This window comes from Streptomyces sp. DSM 40868 (genome assembly GCF_011820545.1).
Taxonomy (GTDB): domain Bacteria; phylum Actinomycetota; class Actinomycetes; order Streptomycetales; family Streptomycetaceae; genus Streptomyces; species Streptomyces eurythermus.
Map to the genome: position 1 here is coordinate 4,710,416 of NZ_CP050504.1, position 20,112 is coordinate 4,730,527.

Sequence of the window (20,112 nt, forward strand, 5' to 3'; positions counted from 1 at the left end):
TCCACGATCCAAGGAGACGGGATGTCGCATCACGCCGGCCGGACCCGTTGGCGGCGCTTCGCGGTGCTCATGGTCCCCAGCGTCGCCATCAGCGCGGCCCTCGGCATCGCCATGGCGCAGGGCGCCCTGGCCGCCTCGTTCCTGGTCTCCGGCCAGCGGTTCCACATCACCGCGGACACCCTGACCGCCCGCGGGATCGGCATGTACGGCATGGTGGACGTCTCCAAGGACGGCGAGCACGTACCCGTGCTGGTCACCGGGGCCCGGCACGTGACGATCGACCGGCTGTGCCAGTCCGTGCCGATCGACATCCCGGGACTGGGCACGTACACGCTGAAACTCACCGGCGGGCAGGAACGCCCGGTCGAGGCGTCGCACATGTTCCTCGACGCGACCTTCGAAGCCGCGGGCCAGGCGGACTTCGAGGACCTCGACATCGGCATCGCACAGGGCGAGATCAGCAAGGGTCCGATCAACCCGGACGACAGGAGTTCGCGCTTCTTCGACCCCAGTGGCTTCGGACAGCAGGCCGAATCGGTCCGTATGACCGACGTGCGGGTCACCGCGGCCGCCGTCTCCGCCGGAACCTTCAACGTCCCCGGGATGCGCGTACGGATCGAAGAAGGCCACCACGACTGCGGCTGACCACCGGCAAGAAGGCCCACGGCCCCGCCCCCCCTCCGCGATCCCCGTCGTACGCCACACCGCTGATCAGGACGGCACGTGCTCAACCTCATCCCCGGCAGACCACTCCTGCCGCGCGGCGAAGCCGCCGGCGCCCGGCACGGATTCGGCGCCTGGCGAGGCGAACGCCCCTTCTGGGCGGGCCTGTTCACCATGGCGGCCGGCGTGCCCATCCTGTACTGGCCCTACGCGAACCTGGACATGGACGGGGTGCCCCTGGCCCTCGCCACCACCTCCGGCAGCGGCTCCCTGATCATCGGCGTCCTGCTCATCGCCCTGGGCCTCGCCCTCTGGTACCGCCCCCGTCAACGGGTGTTCGCCGGGCTCGCCACCCTCCTGCTCGCCCTCGTCTCCTTTCCCGTCGCGAACCTCGGCGGTCTCTTCCTCGGCCTGGCCGCGGGCCTGGTCGGCGGCTGCCTGGCCTGCTCCTGGGCACCGCCCGACCCCACCGAACCACCAGCACCATCCCCGGCACCGACCACCGCCGGATCCGTACCCCTTCCCACCGGAGACAGCCGACGTGGCGACTGACCACTCCACGCCCCCCACCGGGACGCGACCACGTACCCGCACGTCCCAACCGGCCCTGTGCGCACTGGCCGCGGTCACCCTCCCCCTGGCCCTGCACTTCCCCACCCCTTGGACGACGAGCCCGTCCCCCGTTCCCGGTGCCACAGTGAGCCCCACGTCGGACGAGAGCGCGTCACCGACCCCCGCGCACACCGCATCGACACCCCAGTCCGGTGTGCCGTCTCCCGGCACCACCCCGCACCACTCCACCAGCCCCACGCCGACGGCCTCCGGCCCCGCGGCGACACCCGCACCCACCACCCGGGCGCCCCGGAAAGGCCCACGACCAACCACGACACCCCCGCCCAAGAGCTCCGCCGCACCGCTCGACCGCCCCCCGGCGCGGCCCGCGCGCACCCCCTGGACCCTGCACGCCGACCGGCTCGTCCTGCGCGCCGTCACCTTCCACGGCACGGTCACCGTGCCCACCGCGGCCGGAGCCCGGCGGGCACTGAAGTTCACCGTACGGTCGCTGGAGGCCCTCGGCCTCGGCCTCACGGCGGGGAAAGGAGACACGGCGATGCGGCTGCGGACCGGACCCACGACCACATCGACGCTCAAGGGGGACGGCGGCAAGGGCGCGGTGACCCTCTACGTCAGCGCGTTGTCCGGCACGGTCACGGCCCTCGACGGCACACCGCTCCCGGGGAACCGGCCCGTCACCCTCACTCCGGACGCCGTGCCCGCCTGGCTGACCCCCGCCGGCCCCGCACACACGATCACCTTCACCGACGCCACGGTCTCCCCCCTCGCCCAGTACGGGGGCAACCTGGCCCTCACGGGGCTGCGCCTGGATTCGTAGATCCCCCCGACGGCTCCCTGCCGGTACGAGCCCACCTCACCCGAACGCCTCACCCGAACGGCTCAGCCCTCGTGGCCGGAAGCCGCTGTGGAGCGGAAGGTCGAAGCACGTGAGGCGGGCCGCCCGGACGTGGCCCGCCACGGGAGAACGGAGTGCGACCATGACCGCACAGCCTCACCCGGGAACGCCGTCCGGCGGTCACACCCCGCCCCCCACCGGACACAGCGCCCTGGCCGCCGGCGGCGCCACCTTCGCCGGCGTCCTGCTGCTCCTCAACGGCATTCTGGCGATCTTCCAGGGCATCTCCGCGATCGCCAAGGACGACGTCTACGCCCGCGTCGGCGACTACGTCTACAAGGTCAACCTCACCGGCTGGGGCTGGATCCTGCTGATCCTCGGCGTCATCGCGGCCGTCGCGGGCGGGGGCATCCTCTCCCGCGCCGCTTGGGCCCGCGCCGTCGGCATCGCGCTGGCGTCGCTGAGCCTGATCGCGCAGTTCCTGTTCCTGCCGTACCAGCCGCTGTGGTCGATCATCGTCATGGCCATCGACGTCTTCGTGATCTGGGCCCTCGCCTCCCACCAGCCGGAGACCGCCCGGCGATGACACGCCGGCCCCGCCGGTCCGCCACCGCGCCCGTCCTCACCTGGCCGCGACGGCCATCAGCCGCGCGACCGACCCACACCACCGGCTCCCCGGCCCGGACGCCCGGCACGCGGCCGGGCGGGGGCAGCCGTGAGGACGGCGGAGTGTGTTGCCGGGCGGTGGGTCAGAGGTAGGGGGAGGGTGCGGTGCCGCCGAGTCGCAGGTCGCCGACGGCGTCGAGGATCTTCTCCGAGGACGCGATATGGCGGCTCGCGGTGATGAGGTCGCGCAGGCACCGGTCGAGCGGGGTGCGCTCGGTGTAGACCGCGGCCGTCCCCACGGCGTCGTACAGCAGCTGGGCCGCCTCCCGGCAGGCGCGGTGCGCGAAATGGCGGGCCAGTGCGGCCGTGCCGCGTTCGGGCGTCAGGCCCGCCGCCTGTGCGGCCCACGCCTTCTCCAGCGTGGAGTACACATAGGCGTCCGCCGCACCGATCAGCGACTCGGCGTGCGCGAGGTCGGCGGGGACGCCCGGCCAGGGCAGCGCCGTACGCCGGGCGGCCAGGATCTCCCTGGCCGCCTTCAGCGCGGCCCTGCCGGTGCCCAGCGGCACGCCCGCCATCTTGAGGGCGAGGTTGTCGGCGCGCAGATGGAGTGGCTCCTGCCGGGTACCGGACGGTACGAGACGGAAGGTGTGCCGTTCCGGGACGAACAGGTCGGCGACCTCGAAGTCGTGGGAGCCGGTGCCGCGCAGCCCGGTGGTGTGCCAGGTGTCGAGCACCCGGGTGTGCGCGGCGTCGAAGACGGCGATCGCCGGGGTGCCGTCCGGGGTCTGGAACCCGGCCATCACCCGGTCGGCGTGGGTGATCCCGCTGGCGTGGGTCCAGCGGCCCGACAGGAGGTAGCCGCCGTCCTGCCGGATCGCCCGCCCCGTCGGCGGCAGCACCGTCGCGGTGATCAGATCCGGATCCGGGAACAGCTCGGCGCACACCTCCGCGGGCAGCGAGACCCGGGCCAGCGCGGCGTTCAGCGCGACGGCCGCGCACCAGGCGACCGAGGCGTCCCCCTCCGCCAGCAGATCGACCGCCCTCGTGAGTTCCGGCACGGTCATCTCGACACCGCCCAGGGCCGGCGGCAGGGCGGCACGCAGCAGCCCGGTGGCCTTCAGGCCGTCGAGGACGTCACCGGGTATCCGGCCCGTGCGCTCGATCTCCGGCGCGCTCGCCGGGAGGCCCGCGGCGTACGCCCGTACCCGGGCCAGGACCGATGCGGCGGTGAGGTCCGTCCCGGCCCGGGTCGGCAGTTCGATGGTGGTCATCCGGTCCTCCTGGTACGGCTGGTGCTCCCGGCCCGGCGGGTTCGGCGGGCCGGGCGGGTCGGGCGGGTCGGGCGGGTCCGGGTCACAGGTCCTCCAGGGCCTTGCCGAGTTCGGCCGCCAGCGTCCGGAGGTTCGGGGAGCGCATGACGCTGTAGTGGTCGCCGGGCACGTCGATGCTCTCCGCCTGGTCACCGAGGAGGTCCAGCCACTGCCGGGTGGTCGCGGTGGTGGCCCCGTCCATGGCCCGCAGCAGCCGGACCCGGCCCCGGTACGGGGCGGGCTCGTGGCCGGCCAGTGCGCGGCTGAGGCGCAGGAACCGGTTCGCGAGCCGTTCCAGGGTGGCGGCGTCGATCTCGGCCGGCAGGACGGCGGCCCGCCGGGCCCGCGTCAGCAACTCCTCGACCGGGGACCGGTCGTGCGCGGGCTCGAACTCGGCCGGCCCGGGGTTCCAGTCGCTTCCCGCCAGCCCGGCCAGGTCACGGGCGAACCGGGCCAGCAGTGCCGCGTCGGAGGCGGGTTCGGCGCGGCCGGGCGGTTCGAGCAGGTCCACCGCCGCGACCAGCTCGACGGTCCTGCCCCGCCCGGTGAGCAGGCGGGCGGTCTCCAGGGCGATCACGCCGCCCATGGACCAGCCGCCGAGCCGGTACGGGCCGTCCGGGAACCGTTCGGTGAGCGCGTCGGCGTAGTGCGCGGCCAGGCCGGCCACGGTCGGCGGTGCCGGTTCGACGTCGGGGTACTGGAGGGCGTACAGCGGTTGGTCGTCGTCCAGGAGGGCGCCGAGCCCGGCGTAGCAGAGCACGTCGCCGCCGACCGGGTGGACCAGGACCAGGGGCGGCCGGGTCCCGGTGTCCCGGAGAGTGACCAGGGCCGGCCGGCCCTCGTCGCCGGACCGCTCGCGCAGCACCTCGGCGAGCGAGGCGAGGGTCGGCCGGGTGAGCAGCGTGGCCACCGGCAGGGACCGGCCGGTGGCCTGCCGGATGCGGGCCATCATCCGCACCGCGAGCATCGAGTCGCCGCCCAGGTCGAAGAAGTTCGCGGTGACGTCGGCCGGTGTGCCGGCGGGCCCGAAGAACTCGGCCCAGATCCCGGCCAGGAGCCGTTCGGCCGCGTCGCGCGGTGCGACCGCCGCACCGGAGCGCGGGGCCGTCTCCCCGGGCGACGGCAGCAGCCGGCGGTTCACCTTGCCGTTGCCGGTCAGCGGCAGCTCGTCCAGGAGGACGATGCGGGCGGGCACCATATAGCCGGGCAGCTCCCGGCGGAGGGCCTCGCGCAGCTCCTCCTCCGAGGCGTCCGACACGGCGTACCCGACGAGCCGTCGGGGGCCGCCCCGTTCGCCCTCGGCCACCGCGGCCGCCGCGCGGACGTCCGGCCGGCGCAGCAGTGCCGCCTCGACCTCGCCCAGCTCGATCCGGTGCCCCTGGATCTTCACCTGGGAGTCGACGCGCCCCAGGAACTCGATGGTGCCGTCCGGCAGGTACCGGCCGAGGTCACCGGTCCGGTAGAGCCGTTCGCCCGTCACCGGGTGGCGCAGGAACGCCGCGCGCGTCTTCGCCTCGTCGCCGAGGTAGCCGCGGGCCAGGCCGGCACCGGCGATGTACAGGTCGCCGGGGACCCAGGCCGGGCGCGGGCGCAACGCCCCGTCCAGCACATGGAAGCGCTGGTTCCGCAGCGGTGTGCCGTACGGGACGCTCGTCCAGTCCGGGTCCACATGGGTGATCGGGTACTGGATCGACCAGATGGACGCCTCGGTCGCGCCGCCCAGGCTGAACACCCGGGCGTCCGGCAGCAGCGAGGCGATGGCCCCGGGGAGGGTGACGGGGATCCAGTCGCCGCTCATCATCACCACGCGCAGCGACGGCGGACCGCCGAGCGCCCGCGCATGCGCGACGAACATGTCCATCAGCGCGGGGACGCTGTTCCAGATCGTCACGCGGTGCCGGTTCGCCAGTTCCAGCCAGGCGGCCGGTTCGCGCTGCGCCGCCGCGTCCGGCAGGACCACGGCCCCGCCGGCCGCGAGCAGGCCGAACACGTCGTACACCGAGAGGTCGAAGTGCAGGGCGGACAGGGCCAGGACGCGGTCGCGGGCGGTCACCCCGAACCGGTCGTTGATGTCCTGGATCGTGTTGACCGCGCCGGTGTGCTCGATCATCACGCCCTTGGGCACCCCGGTGGAGCCCGAGGTGAAGATGACGTACGCGAGGTCGTCGGGACGGGCCGGGGAAGGCGGCAGGGGGCCGCTCGCCCCGGTGTCCTCCGGCTCGGTGTCGACGTGCAGCGAGCGGATGCCGTCCGGCAGGTCGAGCGCGTCCGCGACCGCCGACCGGGTCAGCACCAGACCGATACCGGCGGTCTCCAGGATCGTCCGGAGCCGACGGCCGGGCGTGGCGGCGTCGACCGGTACGTAGGCGGCCCCGGCCTTGAGGATGCCCAGCGCCGCGACGACCTGCTCCCAGCTTTTGTCCATCACGATGCCGACGAGCACGCCCGGGCCCGCGCTGCGGTCGATCAGCCACCGGGCGATCCGGTCGGAGCGGCGGTCCACCTCGCCGTAGTCGAGGGTCCGGCCGGCGGTGATGACGGCGGGCGCGTCCGGCCGGCTCGCCGCCTGCCGCAGGAACCCGTCGTGCAGCAGCCCGGTGGGGACGGGGGCGTCCGTGGCGTTGACGGCCCTGCGCAGCTCCAGGTCGGCCACCGGCGCGAGCACGGACGGCGGACGGTGCCACGCCCCCTCGCCGCACAGGTCCCGCACCAGGTCCAGGTAGGCGTCCCACATCCCGTCGACGACGCCGTCGGGGAACATCTCCTCCACCACGTCCCAGTTGAGGACGAGTTCCCCGGCCTCCTCCAGAGCCTGGTGGTCGAGCCACACCTGTGGTGTCCGGACCGAGCTGGACGCCGGCCTGCCGGAGGTGCCCAGCGTGGTCAGCGCCGTGAGCGCGCCGCGCTCGCCGTCGCCCTGCCCCGAGAAGCCGATCGTGCTGGTGAAGACCACGGGCATGCCGGCCAGGCCGGTCCCGCCCCGGGTGCGGTTGATCTCCCGCAGCACCTCGACGCCGCTGACGTGCCCGTGTTCGAGGTCGGTCAGCAGCTGTTCCTGCAGCCGCGTGGCACCCGAGGCGAAGGTTTCGACGGGAGTGGTGTCGACTTCCAGCAGGGTGGTCGCGCTGAGGTTTCCGACGATCCTGCCGACGTCGTCGTGCAGCGGCCGCCGGTTGAACGCCAGCAGGTTGAGCGTGAAACGCGGTGAGGCGCTCCAGGCGCCCAGCACCTGTGCGTACGCGGTGCACAGGGCGGCCGAGGGCGAGATGCCCGCCGAGGCGGCGTGGTCCTTGAAGCGTTGCCAGGCCTCGGGCGCGATCCGGTCCGTGCGGTGGGTGAACACCGGCCGCCGTGGCGCGGGTCCCGGGCGCAGTGGCAGGGCGGGCGCGGGCGGGAGGGAGGCGACGCGTGCCCGCCAGTAGGCGAGCGACTTCTCCCGCCGCGCGGTGTCCGCCTTGGCGGCGGCGAGCACGTAGTCGCGGTAGGTGAGGCGCGGGGCGGGGGTCGCGGGTGCGCCGTGGCGGTAGGTCTGCGCCCACTCCTGGAACAGCAGCCCGGAACTGCGGCCGTCCACGATCAGCGCGTCGAAGTTGAGGTGCAGCCGGGTGGTGCGGGCGTCGAGCAGGGTGGCCCGGATGTCGAACAGCGGCCAGACCTCGGTGTCGAAGACCTGGTGCCGCATCTCCTCGTGGATCTCCGCCAGGCGGCGGGCCCGTTCGGCGTCGTCGCACGCGCGCAGGTCGACCGTGGTGATCCGGTAGTCGGGGACCTCGGCGAGCACCCGCTGGTGCCCGTCCCTGGAGACGACCGCCCGGAGCATGTCGTGCCGGTGGACGAGGTGCCGGAAGGAGGCGGCGAGCCGGTCGAGGTCGGTTTCCTCCAGGTCGATCTCGACCAGGAAGGAGGTGGAGACGTTGCCGAGTTCGAAGGCGTCGGTCCGGCCGACCAGATAGGCCTGCTGGAGGTCGGTGAGCGGGAACGGCTCGTGGCGGCCCGCCGGGTCGGCGACCAGCGGCGTCGCGGGCTCGCCGGTGTGGTCCCGGGCCGGTGTCGTCGCGGGCTCGCCGGTGCGGTCCGCGCCCTCGCGGGCCGCCTGGACGGTCTGCGCGATCTCGGCGACGCTCCGGCCGTCCAGCAGCTCGGGCAGCGGAACGTCGACGCCGAGCCGCCGGGCGAGGGTCTGCCGGATGTCCATCGCGATCAGCGAGTCGATGCCCAGGCTCCGCAGCGGCAGGTGCAGTTCGTCACCGGTGACGGCCGCGCCGCGCGCCCGGCCGACGATGCCGGCCACCGGCTCCGCGGTGCTCCCGGTCCCTGCCGCGGGCGGCTCTTCCCCGCCGGGTGCGGCCGGTCGTCCCGTTCCGGGCGCGGGGGCCCCGGCGGCGTCGGGCACCGCTTCCAGGCGTACGCCGTCGGCGAGCGCCACGGGCGTGCCGTCGGCGCCGACGAGCCGTACCTGGGCGACCAGCGGTCCGTCGTGAGCCGGAACCCGCGGTGTGCGCGTGGCTCCCGTCCACAGCCAGTACCGTTCGCGCTGGAACGGGTAGCCGGGCAGTGCGGCGGGCGGCCCGGCGGGCTCGCCGTGCACGCGCGTCCAGTCGATCCGGACGCCTCGGGTGTAGAGCGCGCCGAGGCTGTCGAGGAGCGTGCGCCGGGCGTCCTCCCCCTCGCCCAGCGACGGCAGGAACACGGTGTCCTCGGTCGCCCGGACCCGGTCGGGGAGCGGCGAGGCCGGCCCGATCCGCAGGAAGGTGCGGTGTCCGTCCCGCAGCAGAGCGGCCACCTCGTCGGCGAACCGGTCCGGTCCGGTGGCGTCCGCCGGAGTCCGGGCCGCCGCCCGCAGCGCGTCCTGCAGGCTCATCGTGCCCGCGACGCACGCGGCCACCAGCTCGCCGATGCCGTGGCCGAGAACGGCGGCGGGCTCCACGCCCCAGGACCGCCACAGCTCGGCGAGCGCGTACGCGACGGCGAACGGCTCCGGCCGGGTCCCGGCCGGCACGGCGGACGCCTCGGCGCACCGGTTCAGGGCGGCGCGGAACACCGGCTCGGTCTCGGACAGCGCGGCGGTGACCTCGGCGTACCGTGCGTCCGGGCCGCCGTCGAACAGGAACACCGGGCCGCGGCCGGTCTCCGGGGTCCGCCGGCCGACGCGGACACCGGGCGGCGGCGCCCCGCCCGTGCGGGTCCGGATGAGGAGGTCCCGCAGCTCGGCACGGGAGGACGCGACGGCCGTGAGCCGGTGTGTGAAGTGGGCCCGCCCGAGGCTCGTGGTCCGGCAGACCGAGGCGAGCGGATCGCCGTCGGCGCCGTCGGCGAGCAGGTCGGCGTAGCGCGCGGTGAGTTCGGCGAGGGCGGCCGGGGTCTTCGCCGACAGGGTCAGCAGGTGCGGCCCGTCCTGCTCGGCGGGCGCGACCCGCTCTCCGGCCCGCGCGGCGGGCGGCGCCTCTTCGAGGATCACGTGGGCGTTGGTGCCGCTGATGCCCTGCGAGGACACCGCGGCGCGTCTCGGCCCCGCCGTCTGCGGCCAAGCGGTCTCCTCGGCGACGAGTTCGACCGCGCCCGACGACCAGTCGACGTGCGGGGTGGGCTCGTCCAGGTGGAGAGTGACGGGGAGCCTGCCGTGCCGCATCGACAGCACCGTCTTGATGACACCGGCGACACCCGCGGCCGCCTGCGAGTGCCCGATGTTGGACTTCAGCGAGCCGAGCCGCAGCGGCCGGTCCCGGTCCCGCCCGTAGGCGGCGAGCAGGGCGCGCGCCTCGATCGGGTCGCCGAGCGGGGTGCCGGTGCTGCTCGCCTCCACCACCTGGACGTCCCCGGGCGTCAGCCCCGCGTCCCGCAACGCCTGCCGGATGACCCGTTGTTGTGCGGACCCGCTCGGCGCGGTGAAGCCGTTGCTGGTGCCGTCCTGGTTCACCGCGCTGCCCCGCACCACGGCCAGCACGCGATGGCCGAGCCGCCTCGCGTCCGACAGCCGCTCCACCAGCAGGACGCCCACGCCCTCGGAGAACCCGCTGCCCGCGGCGGCGGCCGAGAACGGGCGGCACCGGCCGTCCGGCGACAGGCCCTGCATGCGGGTGAACTCGGTGAACAGCCGCGGGGTCGCCATGATCGTCGCACCGCCCGCCAGCGCCATCGTGCACTCGCCGCGGCGCAGCGACTGGACGGCCAGGTGCAGCGCGACCAGCGAGGACGAACAGGCCGTCTCCACGGTGAGCGCCGGGCCGCGCAGGCCGAGCGTGTAGGAGATCCGGCCGGACGCCACGCCGCCGGCCGTCCCGGTCGCCAGGAAGCCCTCGGCCTCCTCGGGCACGTCGCCGCGCCCCAGTGCGTAGTCGTCGCAGGACAGCCCGGTGAACACGCCGACCTCGGTGTCGCGCACCGAGTCCGGGTCGATCCCGGCGTCCTCGAAGGCCCGCCAGGTGGTCTCCAGCAGCAGCCGTTGCTGCGGGTCCATGGCCAGGGCCTCGCGCGGGCTGATGCCGAAGAAGCCGGCGTCGAAGTCGGCCGCGTCGTAGAGGAAGCCGCCGGAGCCCGTCAGGCTGCGGCCGCCGTTCTCGGGGTCGTACAGGCCGTCGTCCCAGCCCCGGTCCCGGGGGAACGGGCCGACGGTCTCCCCGCCCGAGGCCAGCAGCCGCCACAGGGCGTCCGGCGAGTCGACGCCGCCCGGATACCGGCACGCCATGCCGACGATCGCGATCGGCTCGCGGTCACCCTCCTCCAGCTCGCGCAGGCGCTCGCGTGCCTGGTGCAGGTCGAGGGTGAGGCGCTTGAGGTATCCGAGCAGCTTCTCGTTCGTTTCTGATCCCATGACGGATCGGTCCTCCGTGGGCCGGTCAGGAGCCGGAGAGCTCGCGGTCGATGAAGTCGAGCAGTTCCTCGGCGGTCGCGGCTTCGACGAGCGCCGTCACGTCTGCTTCGGCGAGCGCCGCCACGTCCGCCCCGGGGTCCCCGGAGTCGTCCTCCGGTGCGGCCGGTGTCTCCTCGGCAGGTACGAGTTCGCCGTCCAGGACGGCGACGAGTTCGGGCAGCGTCGGCGCCTCGAACAGCACGGTGAGGGGGAGGGTGAGGTCCGTCGCCGCGTTCAGGCGGTTGCGGAACTCCACCGAGGTGAGCGAGTCGAACCCGAGGTCGCCGAACGGCCTGTCGTCCGGGATCGCCTCGGGCCGGGACCCCAGGACGGCGGCCATGTGTCCGCGGATCACCTCGGCGAGGACCTCGGCGCGTTCCGCGCCGGTCAGGGCGGCCAGCTCCTCCCGCAGCGGCCGCTGCCGCCGGTGTCCGGGGTGGTTCCCGGGCCGGCCCGCTCCGGCCGCCGCCACCACCGAGCGCAGCACCGGCGGAAGGTCCGGTCCGAGGTCGCGCAGGGCCTCGCGGTCGAGCCGGGCGGGCGCCAGGACGGCGTGCGGTGACGGCAGCGCCGCCTCCAGCAGGGCCAGGCCGTGTCCGGGAGCCATCGGCACCAGTCCGGCCCGGGCGAAGCGGGCCCGGTCGGCGGCGGTGAGGGCGCCGATCATGCCGTCCGGGTCGTCCCACAGACCCCAGGTCAGCGCGAGGGCGGGCAGTCCCTGCGCGCGGCGGTGCCGGGCGAGTGCGTCGAGGAACGCGTTGGCGGCGGTGTAGCCGCCCTGCCCGGCGCCGCCGAGCGTCCCCATGATCGAGGAGACCAGGACGAACGCGGTGAGCGGGTGGCCCGCGGTCAGCTCGTGCAGATGCCAGGCACCGTCGGCCTTGACGCGCATCACCCGGTCGATCTGCCCGGCGGTGAGCGAGGTGACCGGCGCGTCGTCCACCACGCCCGCGGCGTGGACCACGGCGGTCAGCGGGTGCCGGCCGGGCACGGCCTCGATCATCGCGGCGACGGCGTCCCGGTCGGCGACGTCCACGGCCGCGAACCGCACCTCGGCACCGAGCGCCTCCAGGGCGGACGCCAGCTCGGCCGCTCCTGGTGCGTCACCGCCGCGGCGTCCGGCCAGCAGGAGCCTTCGTGCGCCGTGTTCGGTGACCAGGTGCCGTGCGACGGCCCGGCCGACGGCGCCGGTCCCGCCGGTGATCAGGACGGTGCCGTCGGGGTCGAGGACCGGCGGGACGGTGAGCACCACCTTGCCGACGTGGGTGCCCCGGCGCAGCAGCCCGAAGGCCTCGGGTGCGCGCCGGACGTCCAGGTCGGTGACGGCGGGCCAGGTGAACGCGCCCTCGGCGAACAGCTCGACCACGCGGTTCAGGAGGCGGGCGAGGTGCTCGGGCGGCAACCCCAGGAGGTTGGAGGTCTGGTAGCGCGCTCCGGGGTGCGCGGCGGCCACCTCGGCCGGGTCGCGCGGATCGGTCCGGCCCAGTTCGACCAGGAGCCCGCCGGGACGCAGCAGCCTGAGCGACTCGTCGACCAGCTCGCCGGTCAGCGAGTTCAGGACGACCGCCATGCGCCGGCCGCCCGCGCCGAAGCGCTCGCCGAACCCGGGCTCACGGGACGAGGCCAGGTGGTCGCCGGCCACGCCGAGGGCACGCAGCGCGGGCCACTTGGCGGGAGACGCGGTCGCGTAGACCTCCGCGCCCAGGTGCCGGGCCAGCTGGACGGCGGCCATGCCGACGCCGCCCGCCCCGGCATGGATCAGCACGGGGTCGCCCGGGCGTACGCCGCCCAGTTCGACGAGCGCGTGCAGGGCGGTCATATGGGCGACCGGTACGGCGGCGGCCCGGGTGTACGACCAGCCTTCCGGGATCTTGACGAGGGTGCGGTGGTCGGCGTGGGCGACCGAGCCGAACGCGCCGGAGAACAGGCCCATCACCCGGTCGCCGGGGGCCAGGCCGGTGACGCCGGGCCCGGTCGCGGTGACTACGCCCGCGCCTTCCAGGCCGAGCGGGCCCGGGTCGCCGGGGTGCATGCCGAGCGCGCCGAGGACGTCGTGGAAGTTGAGCCCGGCGGCGCGTACCGCGAGCCGGACCCGGCCGGGGCCGGGTTCGGCGGCGGCCTCGGGGCAGGGCCGCAGCTCCAGGGCGGTGAGGGTGCCGCGTTCGGGCATGTCGAGGCGCCACTCGGGCGCGTCGCCGGGGAGCGGGAGCGCGGGGTCACCGGCCGCGGGCGCGAACCGGGGCACCAGGACGGCTCCGTCCCGGACCGCCACCTGGTTCTCGTCCGGTACCAGTGCCGCGGCCGGCACCTCGACGGCGTCGGGGGCGAGGTCGACCAGGGCGAACCGGCCCGGGTGCTCGACCTGTGCCGTCCGCACCAGACCCCAGACCGCCGCCTGCGCGAGGTCCCGGACGGTCTCGCCGGGCCGGACGGCGACGGCCCCACGGGTCACCAGCACCAGCCGGGACCCGGCGAGCCGTTCCTCGGCGAGCCACCGGCCGAGCAGATCCCGCGTCCGGCGGGCCGCGTGCCGTGCCGCCGTCGCCGGATCGGTTCCGGGCTCACCGGCCGGGCAGGCCACGACGGCGTGCCCGGCCGGTTCGGCGGCCAGGGCGTCCGGCGAGAAGGCGTCCCACGGGACCGGCACCGGCCCGGCCGGCGGGACGGCCGCCGGCGCGGGCAGCGGTTCCCAGCCCAGCGCGAACAGGGAGCCGCGCGCCAGGGCCGCGGGATCGGCCGGGCGGCCCGCCGTGACCGGGCACAGCTCCAGCGACTCGACCAGACCGGCCGGCTTCCCCGAGCCGTCGAACAGGGTCAGGGCGACGCCCCCGGTCACGGAGGGGGCCGCGTGCACCCGCAGGGAGGTGCGGTCGCCCGTACCGAAGAGGGTCATCCCGCGCCAGCGCAGCGGCTGCACGAGCTGCCCCTCGGGGGCCGGGGCGTCGGCGATCAGGCCGTGCAAGGACGCGTCGAGCAGGGCGGGGTGCAGGTGGTAGGTCCCGGCGTGCGCGGCCTCCGGCTCGGGCAGGACGGCCTCGGCGAACTGCTCGCCGTCGCGTCGCCAGGCGGCGCGCAGCCCCTGGAACACCGGCCCGTGCTCCTGGCCCCGCAGGACCAGATCCTCGTACAGGCGGGCCGGCGGTACCGGTGCCGCGCCGGCCGGCGGCCAGTCCACGGGGGCCGGTGCCGTGGCCGGGGCGGGGCCGAGGGTGCCGGTGGCGTACTCGGTCCACTCCCCGCCGGTCGCCCGGCCGGATATCCGGCAGGCCCGCAGCCCGTCGGCGTCCTCGGCCGCCACCCGCACACGGAGGTCGACGGCGCCGTCCTCCGGGAGTTCCACGAGCGCGGAGACCGTCAGCTCCTCGATCCGCGGCGTGCCGGCGCGCGTGCCGGCGTGCAGGGCCGTCTCCAGGAACACGGCGGGCGGTACGACGATCGTGCCGGACAGGGTGTGGTCGGCCAGCCAGGGATGGGAGCGGGTGGTGAGCCGCCCGGTGAACACCGTCTCGCCGTCCCCGAGCTCGACGGCCGCGCCGAGCAGGGGATGACCGGCCGGGGCCTGGCCCAGTTCGGCCGTGCCGGACGGCCCGGAGGTCCCGGTGAGCCAGTAGCGCCGCCGCTGGAAGGGGTACGTGGGCAGCTCGACGTGGCCGGCGGCCGTTCCGGTGAGCCGCTCCCACGCCAGGGGCAGACCCTGGACCCAGGTCTCCGCGGCGGAGGTGAGGAACCGGCGCAGGCCCCCGTCGTCGCGGCGCAGCGAGCCGGTGACGATCCCGTCGGCCCCGGCCTCCTCCAGGATCTGGCCGATGCTGCCGGTCAGCACCGGGTGCGGGCCGACCTCGACGAACGTGGTGTGGCCGGAGGCGATGAGCGCCTCGACCGCCTCCTGGAAGCGCACGGTGTGCCGCAGGTTCCGGTACCAGTAGGACGCGTCGAGCGCGCCGCCCTCCTGCCAGGCGGCGGTGACCGAGGACATCAGCGGGATCTCGCCGGTGCGCGGCGCCAGCGGGGCCAGCTCGGCCAGGATCCGCTCGCGGATCGGCTCGACCGCAGGGCAGTGCGAGGCGAAGGCCGCCGGGATCACCCGGGCGTTGACGCCCTCGGCCTGGTAGGCGTCGACGAGGGCGGCGATCGCGTCCGCGGCTCCGGCCACGGCGGTGGTGGCCGGTCCGCTGACCGCGGCGACGGCGAGCGTGCCGAGCCGTTGCCGTACCCGCTCCACGGGCAGCGGGACCACGGCCATCGCGCCCGTGCCCATCAGGTCGACGGCCACGGCGCTGCGCAGGGCGATGGCGCGGGCGCCGTCGTCCAGGGAGAGCGCCCCGGCCACGACGGCGGCGGCGATCTCGCCCTGGGAGTGGCCGACCACGGCGTCCGGTACGACCCCGGCCGACCGCCACAGCTCGGCCAGCGACACCATCACGGCCCACAGCGCGGGCTGTACGACGTCGATCCGGTCGAGCAGTGGCGCCCCGGCCAGGGCGTCGGCCAGCGACCAGTCGACGTAGGGCGCGAGCGCGCGCTCGCACTCGGCGAGGCGGGCGGCGAAGACGGGGCTCTCGGCGGCGAGTTCCGCAGCCATGCCCCGCCACTGGCCGCCCTGTCCGGGGAAGACCAGAACGGTCCGGCCGGGCTCGCCCGCGCGGCCGGTGACGACACCGGGGGGCTCCTCGCCGCGGGCCAGAGCCGCCAGGCCCCGGCCGGCCTCCTGCCGGTCACCGGCGATCACCACGGCACGCTCGCCGAGGGCGGCCCTGGCGGTCAGGGCCGGTGCCGCGGCGACCGCGTCGAGCGGTTCGGCGGCCAGCCTCCGGGCCTGCTCCCGCAGCGCCTCCGGGGTACGGGCGGACAGCACGAGCGGCACCACCGGCGGCCGTACCGGTTCTTCGGCGGGGCCGGCCTGGGCCGGCGGCTCCGCCAGGATCACGTGCGCGTTGGTGCCGCTGATCCCGAACGAGGAGACGCCGCAGCGACGGGGTTCACCGGTGTCCGGCCAGGGCCGGGCCCGGTCGAGCAGGGCCACCGACCCGGACGTCCAGTCCACGTGCGGGGACGGCTCGTCGGCGTGCAGTGTGGCGGGCAGGGTCGCGTGCCGGAGGGCCTGGACCATCTTGATGACGCCGCCGACGCCCGCCGCCGCCTGCGCGTGTCCGATGTTGGACTTGAGGGACCCCAGCCACAGCGGCCGGTCCCGGTCCCGCCCGTAGGCGGCCAGCAGGGCGCTCGCCTCGATCGGGTCGCCGAGGGCGGTGCCGGTCCCGTGCGCCTCCACGGCGTCGACCTGCCGCGGCGCGAGCCCGGCGTCGGCGAGCGCGTCCGCGATGACGCGCTGCTGGGCGACGCCGCTCGGCGCGGACAGCCCGTTGGAGGCGCCGTCGGAGTTCACGGCGCTGCCGGCGACGACCGCCAGCACGGGGTGGCCCTGGCGGCGGGCGTCCGAGAGCCGCTCGATCACGAGCATGCCCGCGCCCTCGCCCCACCCGGTGCCGTCCGCCTGGGCGGAGAAGGCCTTGCAGCGGCCGTCGGCGGCCAGCACCCGCTGGCGGGACAGTTCCACGAACATGCCGGGGGTCGCCATGACCGTGACCCCGCCGGCCAGGGCGAGCGAGCATTCCCCGGCGCGCACCGCCCGCACCGCCTGGTGCAGCGCGACCAGCGACGCCGAGCACGCGGTGTCCACGGTCAGCGCGGGCCCGTTCAGGCCGAGGACATAGGCGATCCGCCCGGAGATCACGCTCGCGCTGGTGCCGGTCAGCAGGTGTCCCGCGACGCCGTGCCCGGCCGCCTCCATGCCCGGCCCGTAGCCGGAGTGCATCGCCCCGGCGAACACGCCGGTCCGGCTGCCCTTCAGCGCCGTCGGGTCGATCCCGGCGCGCTCCAGCGCCTCCCACGCGACCTCCAGGAGGAGCCGCTGCTGCGGGTCCATGGCGAGGGCCTCGCGCGGGCTGATCCCGAAGAACTCCGCGTCGAAGTCCGTCGCGTCCCGTACGAAGCCGCCCTGGCGGACGTAGGAGGCCCCGATCCGTTCGGGGTCCGGGTGGTGGAGTGCCGCCAGGTCCCAGCCGCGGTCGTCGGGGAAGTCGCCGATGGCATCGGTGCCCGTGTCGACCAGGTGCCACAGGTCCTCGGGCGAGTGCACCCCGCCGGGGAACCGGCAGGCCATGCCGACGATGACCACGGGGTCGTCGTCGGCCCGCTCCGGCGCGGCCGCCGGGGCGCCACCGGTGGGCGCGCCCGTCCTGAGCCCGTCGACGGCGGCGGCCAGGGCGGCCGGGCTCGGATGGTCGTACAGGACGGTGCTGTCCAGCCTCAGCCCGGTCGCGGCCGACAGCCGGTCGCGCAGTTCGAGCGTCATGACCGAGTCCAGGCCCAGTTCCCGGAACGACCGGCCGGGGCGGACGTCGGCGGCCGACGCGGCGCCCAGTACGACCGCCGTCAGGCTCCGGACCAGCTCCAGCAGCGCTGGGCCGTCCCCGCCGACGGCCGGCGCCGGGGCCCGGACTCCGGTCGCGTCGGGCGCCTGCCCGGCGACTTCGGGCAGTCCGGCCGGCCGGCAGGGGACGCGCTGGAACGGGTAGGCCGGCAGGTCGGTCAGCGGCGGGGAGCCCGGCAGCAGCGCGGTCCAGTCCACCGCGACGCCGCGCACGAAGGCCTCGGCCGCCGCCGTGAGGAACCGGTGCCGGCCGCCGTCGCCGCGCCGGAGTGTGGACAGCGCCGCGCCGTCCCCGCCGTGCAGGTCGATCGTCTGCCGGACGCCCGTCGTCAGCACCGGGTGCGGGCTGATCTCCAGGAACGTCGAGTGGCCCGCGTCCAGCAGCTTCTCGACGGCCGGACCGAACCGCACCGGCTCACGCATGTTGCGGAACCAGTACCCGGCGTCCAGCTCGGCGGTGTCGACCGGTGCGGCGGTGACGGCCGAGTAGAACGGCACGGTCACGGAGCGCGGGGTGATCCCGGCGAAGGCGGTGAGCAGGTCCTCCCGCAGTTCCTCGACATCCGCGCTGTGCGAGGCGTAGTCGACCGGCAGCCGCCGGGTCCGTACCCGGTCCCCGTAGTGCGCGGCCAGCGCGTCGAGCGCGGCGCCCGGGCCCGCGACCACCGTCTGTGCGGGGCCGTTGACCGCCGCGACCGACAGCGAGGCCGCCACCGCCGCGAGGTCCCGCCGCACCTGTCCGGCCGGCAGTTCCACCGACAGCATCCCGCCGCGGCCCGCGATCCGGTTCAGTGCCCGGCCGCGCAGGGCCACGATCCGCGCGCCGTCCCGCAGGGACAGGGCGCCCACGGCGGTGGCGGCGGCGATCTCGCCCTGCGAGTGGGCCACCACGGCGGCGGGCTCCACCCCGGCCGAGCGCCACAGCGCGGCCAGCGACACCATCACCGCCCACAGGACGGGCTGGATCACCTCGTCGCCCTCCAGCGGCGGCGCACCGGGAACACCGCGCAGGACGTCGAGCGGCGACCAGTCCAGGTAAGGGCGCAGGGCCTCGGCGCACGCGCCGATCCGGTCGGCGAAGACCGGGGACGTGTCGAGCAGCTCCGCCGCCATGCCGGCCCACTGCGAGCCCTGGCCGGGAAAGACGAACACCGGCCGGACCGGCGGCCCGTCGTGCCGGCCCTCCACCACGGCCGCCGCCGGCTGCCCGGCCGACCCGGCCCGGAGTCCGGCGAGGAAGCGGTCCCGGTCGTCCGCGACGACGACGGCGCGGTGTTCGAACGTGGTGCGGGTGACGGCCAGCGACCGGGCCACCGAGGCCACGCCCAGTTCCGGCCGCTCCTCCACATGGGCGCGCAACCGGGCGGCCTGCTCACGCAGCGCGGCTTCGTCGCGTGCCGACAGGACCCATGCCAGCGCCCCGGCGCCGTCGGGTCCGGTCAGGAGCGAGGAGGGTGCCCCGGTGCCCTCGTCGGGTCCGGACCGGGCCGAGGGAAACGCCCCGGTGCCGGTTCCGCCGCCGGCGGGCTCCATGCCCTGCGGGTCCGCGATGATCACGTGGCAGTTGGTGCCGCCGATCCCGAACGAGCTGACGCCCGCGAGCAGCGGCTCCTTCGGCGCCGGCCAGGGCCGGGTCTCGGTGTTCACCCGCAGCCGCAGCGCGTCGAGCGGGATCCGCTCACCGGGCCCGGAGTAATTCAGGCTGGGCACGAGTTCGCGCTCGCTGACGCACAGGACGGCCTTGATGAACCCGGCGATCCCGGCCGCGCCCTCCAGATGGCCGATGTTCGTCTTCACCGACCCGACCAGCAGCGGGGCGTCATCGGTGCGGGCCGAACCCAGGGTCGCACCGAGCGCGGCGGCCTCGACCGGGTCGCCGGCCCGCGTTCCCGACCCGTGCAGCTCGACGTACCCGATCTCGCCCGGCTCGACGCCCGCGTCGGCACAGGCGGCGAGGAGCACCCGCTCCTGCGACGCACGGCCCGGCGTCGGCAGCGTCTCGGTCGCACCGTCGTTGTTCAGGGCGCTGCCGCGGATCACGGCGAGGACGCGGTCGCCGTCGCGGACGGCGGCGTCCAGCAGCTTGAGGACGACGATCCCGCCGCCCTCACCCCGGACGTAGCCGTCGGCGCGGGCGTCGAAGGTGTAGCAGCGCCCGTCCGCCGACAGCGTCCCGGCCCGCTCCAGGGCCAGGGTGCTCTCCGGCGCGAGGAGCAGGTTCACCCCGCCGGCCAGGGCCAGGTCGGACTCGCCGTCCCGCAGGCTCGCGCACGCCAGGTGCACGGCGGTCAGCGACGAGGACTGCCCCGTGTCGACCACCAGACTCGGACCGGTCAGGCCCAGCGTGTAGGAGATCCGGTTGGCGATCACTCCCCGCTGCAGTCCGGTCAGCGTGTGCCCGGTCACCGCGTCGGGACCCAGGCCGTGCAGCAGGGTCGCGAAGTCGTCGCCGATCGCCCCGAGGAAGACGCCCGTCCGGCTGTTCCTGAGGTCGCCCGGCAGGGTCCTGGCGTGCTCCATGGCCTCCCAGGCCAGTTCCAGGGCCAGCCGCTGCCGCGGGTCCATGACCGCGGCCTCGCGCTGCGAGATGCCGAAGAACCCGGGATCGAACGCGTCGACCCGGTCGAGGAACCCGCCGCGCTCCGGGCCCCGGCCGTCCCGTCGGCCGGTGATGGCGTCACCGCCGCCGCGCAGCAGCCGCCAGAACGCCTCCGGCCCGTCCGCCTGCGGGAACCGGCAACCGATCCCTACGACCGCGACCGCGCGTGAGTGGCGCTCACGCATGTCGTGACCAGCGCTTCCCATGGTTGATGCACCCCAGTGTCTCTGCCGAATC

At 75.5% G+C, this 20,112-nt stretch carries 7 protein-coding genes; 4 read left to right on the forward strand and 3 right to left on the reverse strand.

Annotation, left to right across the window (positions count from 1 at the left end):
- The first annotated feature begins 21 nt into the window (after positions 1-21).
- The 4 genes from HB370_RS21475 to HB370_RS21490 all read left to right on the forward strand — a co-directional run bounded on the left by HB370_RS21475 (position 22) and on the right by HB370_RS21490 (position 2,660).
- A complete protein-coding gene (locus HB370_RS21475; RefSeq protein ID WP_030790720.1) occupies positions 22-645 on the forward strand; it encodes a DUF6230 family protein in 624 nt (207 codons plus the stop codon).
- Between the two features lie 90 nt (positions 646-735).
- A complete protein-coding gene (locus HB370_RS21480) occupies positions 736-1,215 on the forward strand; it encodes a DUF6114 domain-containing protein (protein WP_244406040.1) in 480 nt (159 codons plus the stop codon).
- A 145-nt stretch (positions 1,216-1,360) separates the two neighbouring features.
- Positions 1,361-2,056: a hypothetical protein gene (locus tag HB370_RS21485; protein ID WP_157855642.1), complete on the forward strand. Its 696-nt coding sequence runs from the start codon at positions 1,361-1,363 to the stop codon at positions 2,054-2,056.
- Between the two features lie 160 nt (positions 2,057-2,216).
- On the forward strand, positions 2,217-2,660 hold the full coding sequence (locus tag HB370_RS21490; protein WP_030790728.1) for a hypothetical protein: 444 nt from the start codon (positions 2,217-2,219) through the stop codon (positions 2,658-2,660).
- A 163-nt stretch (positions 2,661-2,823) separates the two neighbouring features.
- Here the strand turns inward: HB370_RS21490 and HB370_RS21495 are convergent, their stop codons facing one another.
- The 3 genes from HB370_RS21495 to HB370_RS21505 form a co-directional block, all read right to left on the reverse strand.
- A complete protein-coding gene (locus tag HB370_RS21495) occupies positions 2,824-3,954 on the reverse strand; it encodes an acyl-CoA dehydrogenase family protein (RefSeq protein ID WP_030790732.1) in 1,131 nt (376 codons plus the stop codon).
- Between the two features lie 82 nt (positions 3,955-4,036).
- Complete coding sequence (locus tag HB370_RS21500; protein ID WP_051816091.1) at positions 4,037-10,804, reverse strand: hybrid non-ribosomal peptide synthetase/type I polyketide synthase; 6,768 nt, start codon at positions 10,802-10,804, stop codon at positions 4,037-4,039.
- Between the two features lie 25 nt (positions 10,805-10,829).
- On the reverse strand, positions 10,830-20,060 hold the full coding sequence (locus HB370_RS21505) for a type I polyketide synthase (protein ID WP_030790738.1): 9,231 nt from the start codon (positions 20,058-20,060) through the stop codon (positions 10,830-10,832).
- Between the last annotated feature and the right edge of the window lie 52 nt (positions 20,061-20,112).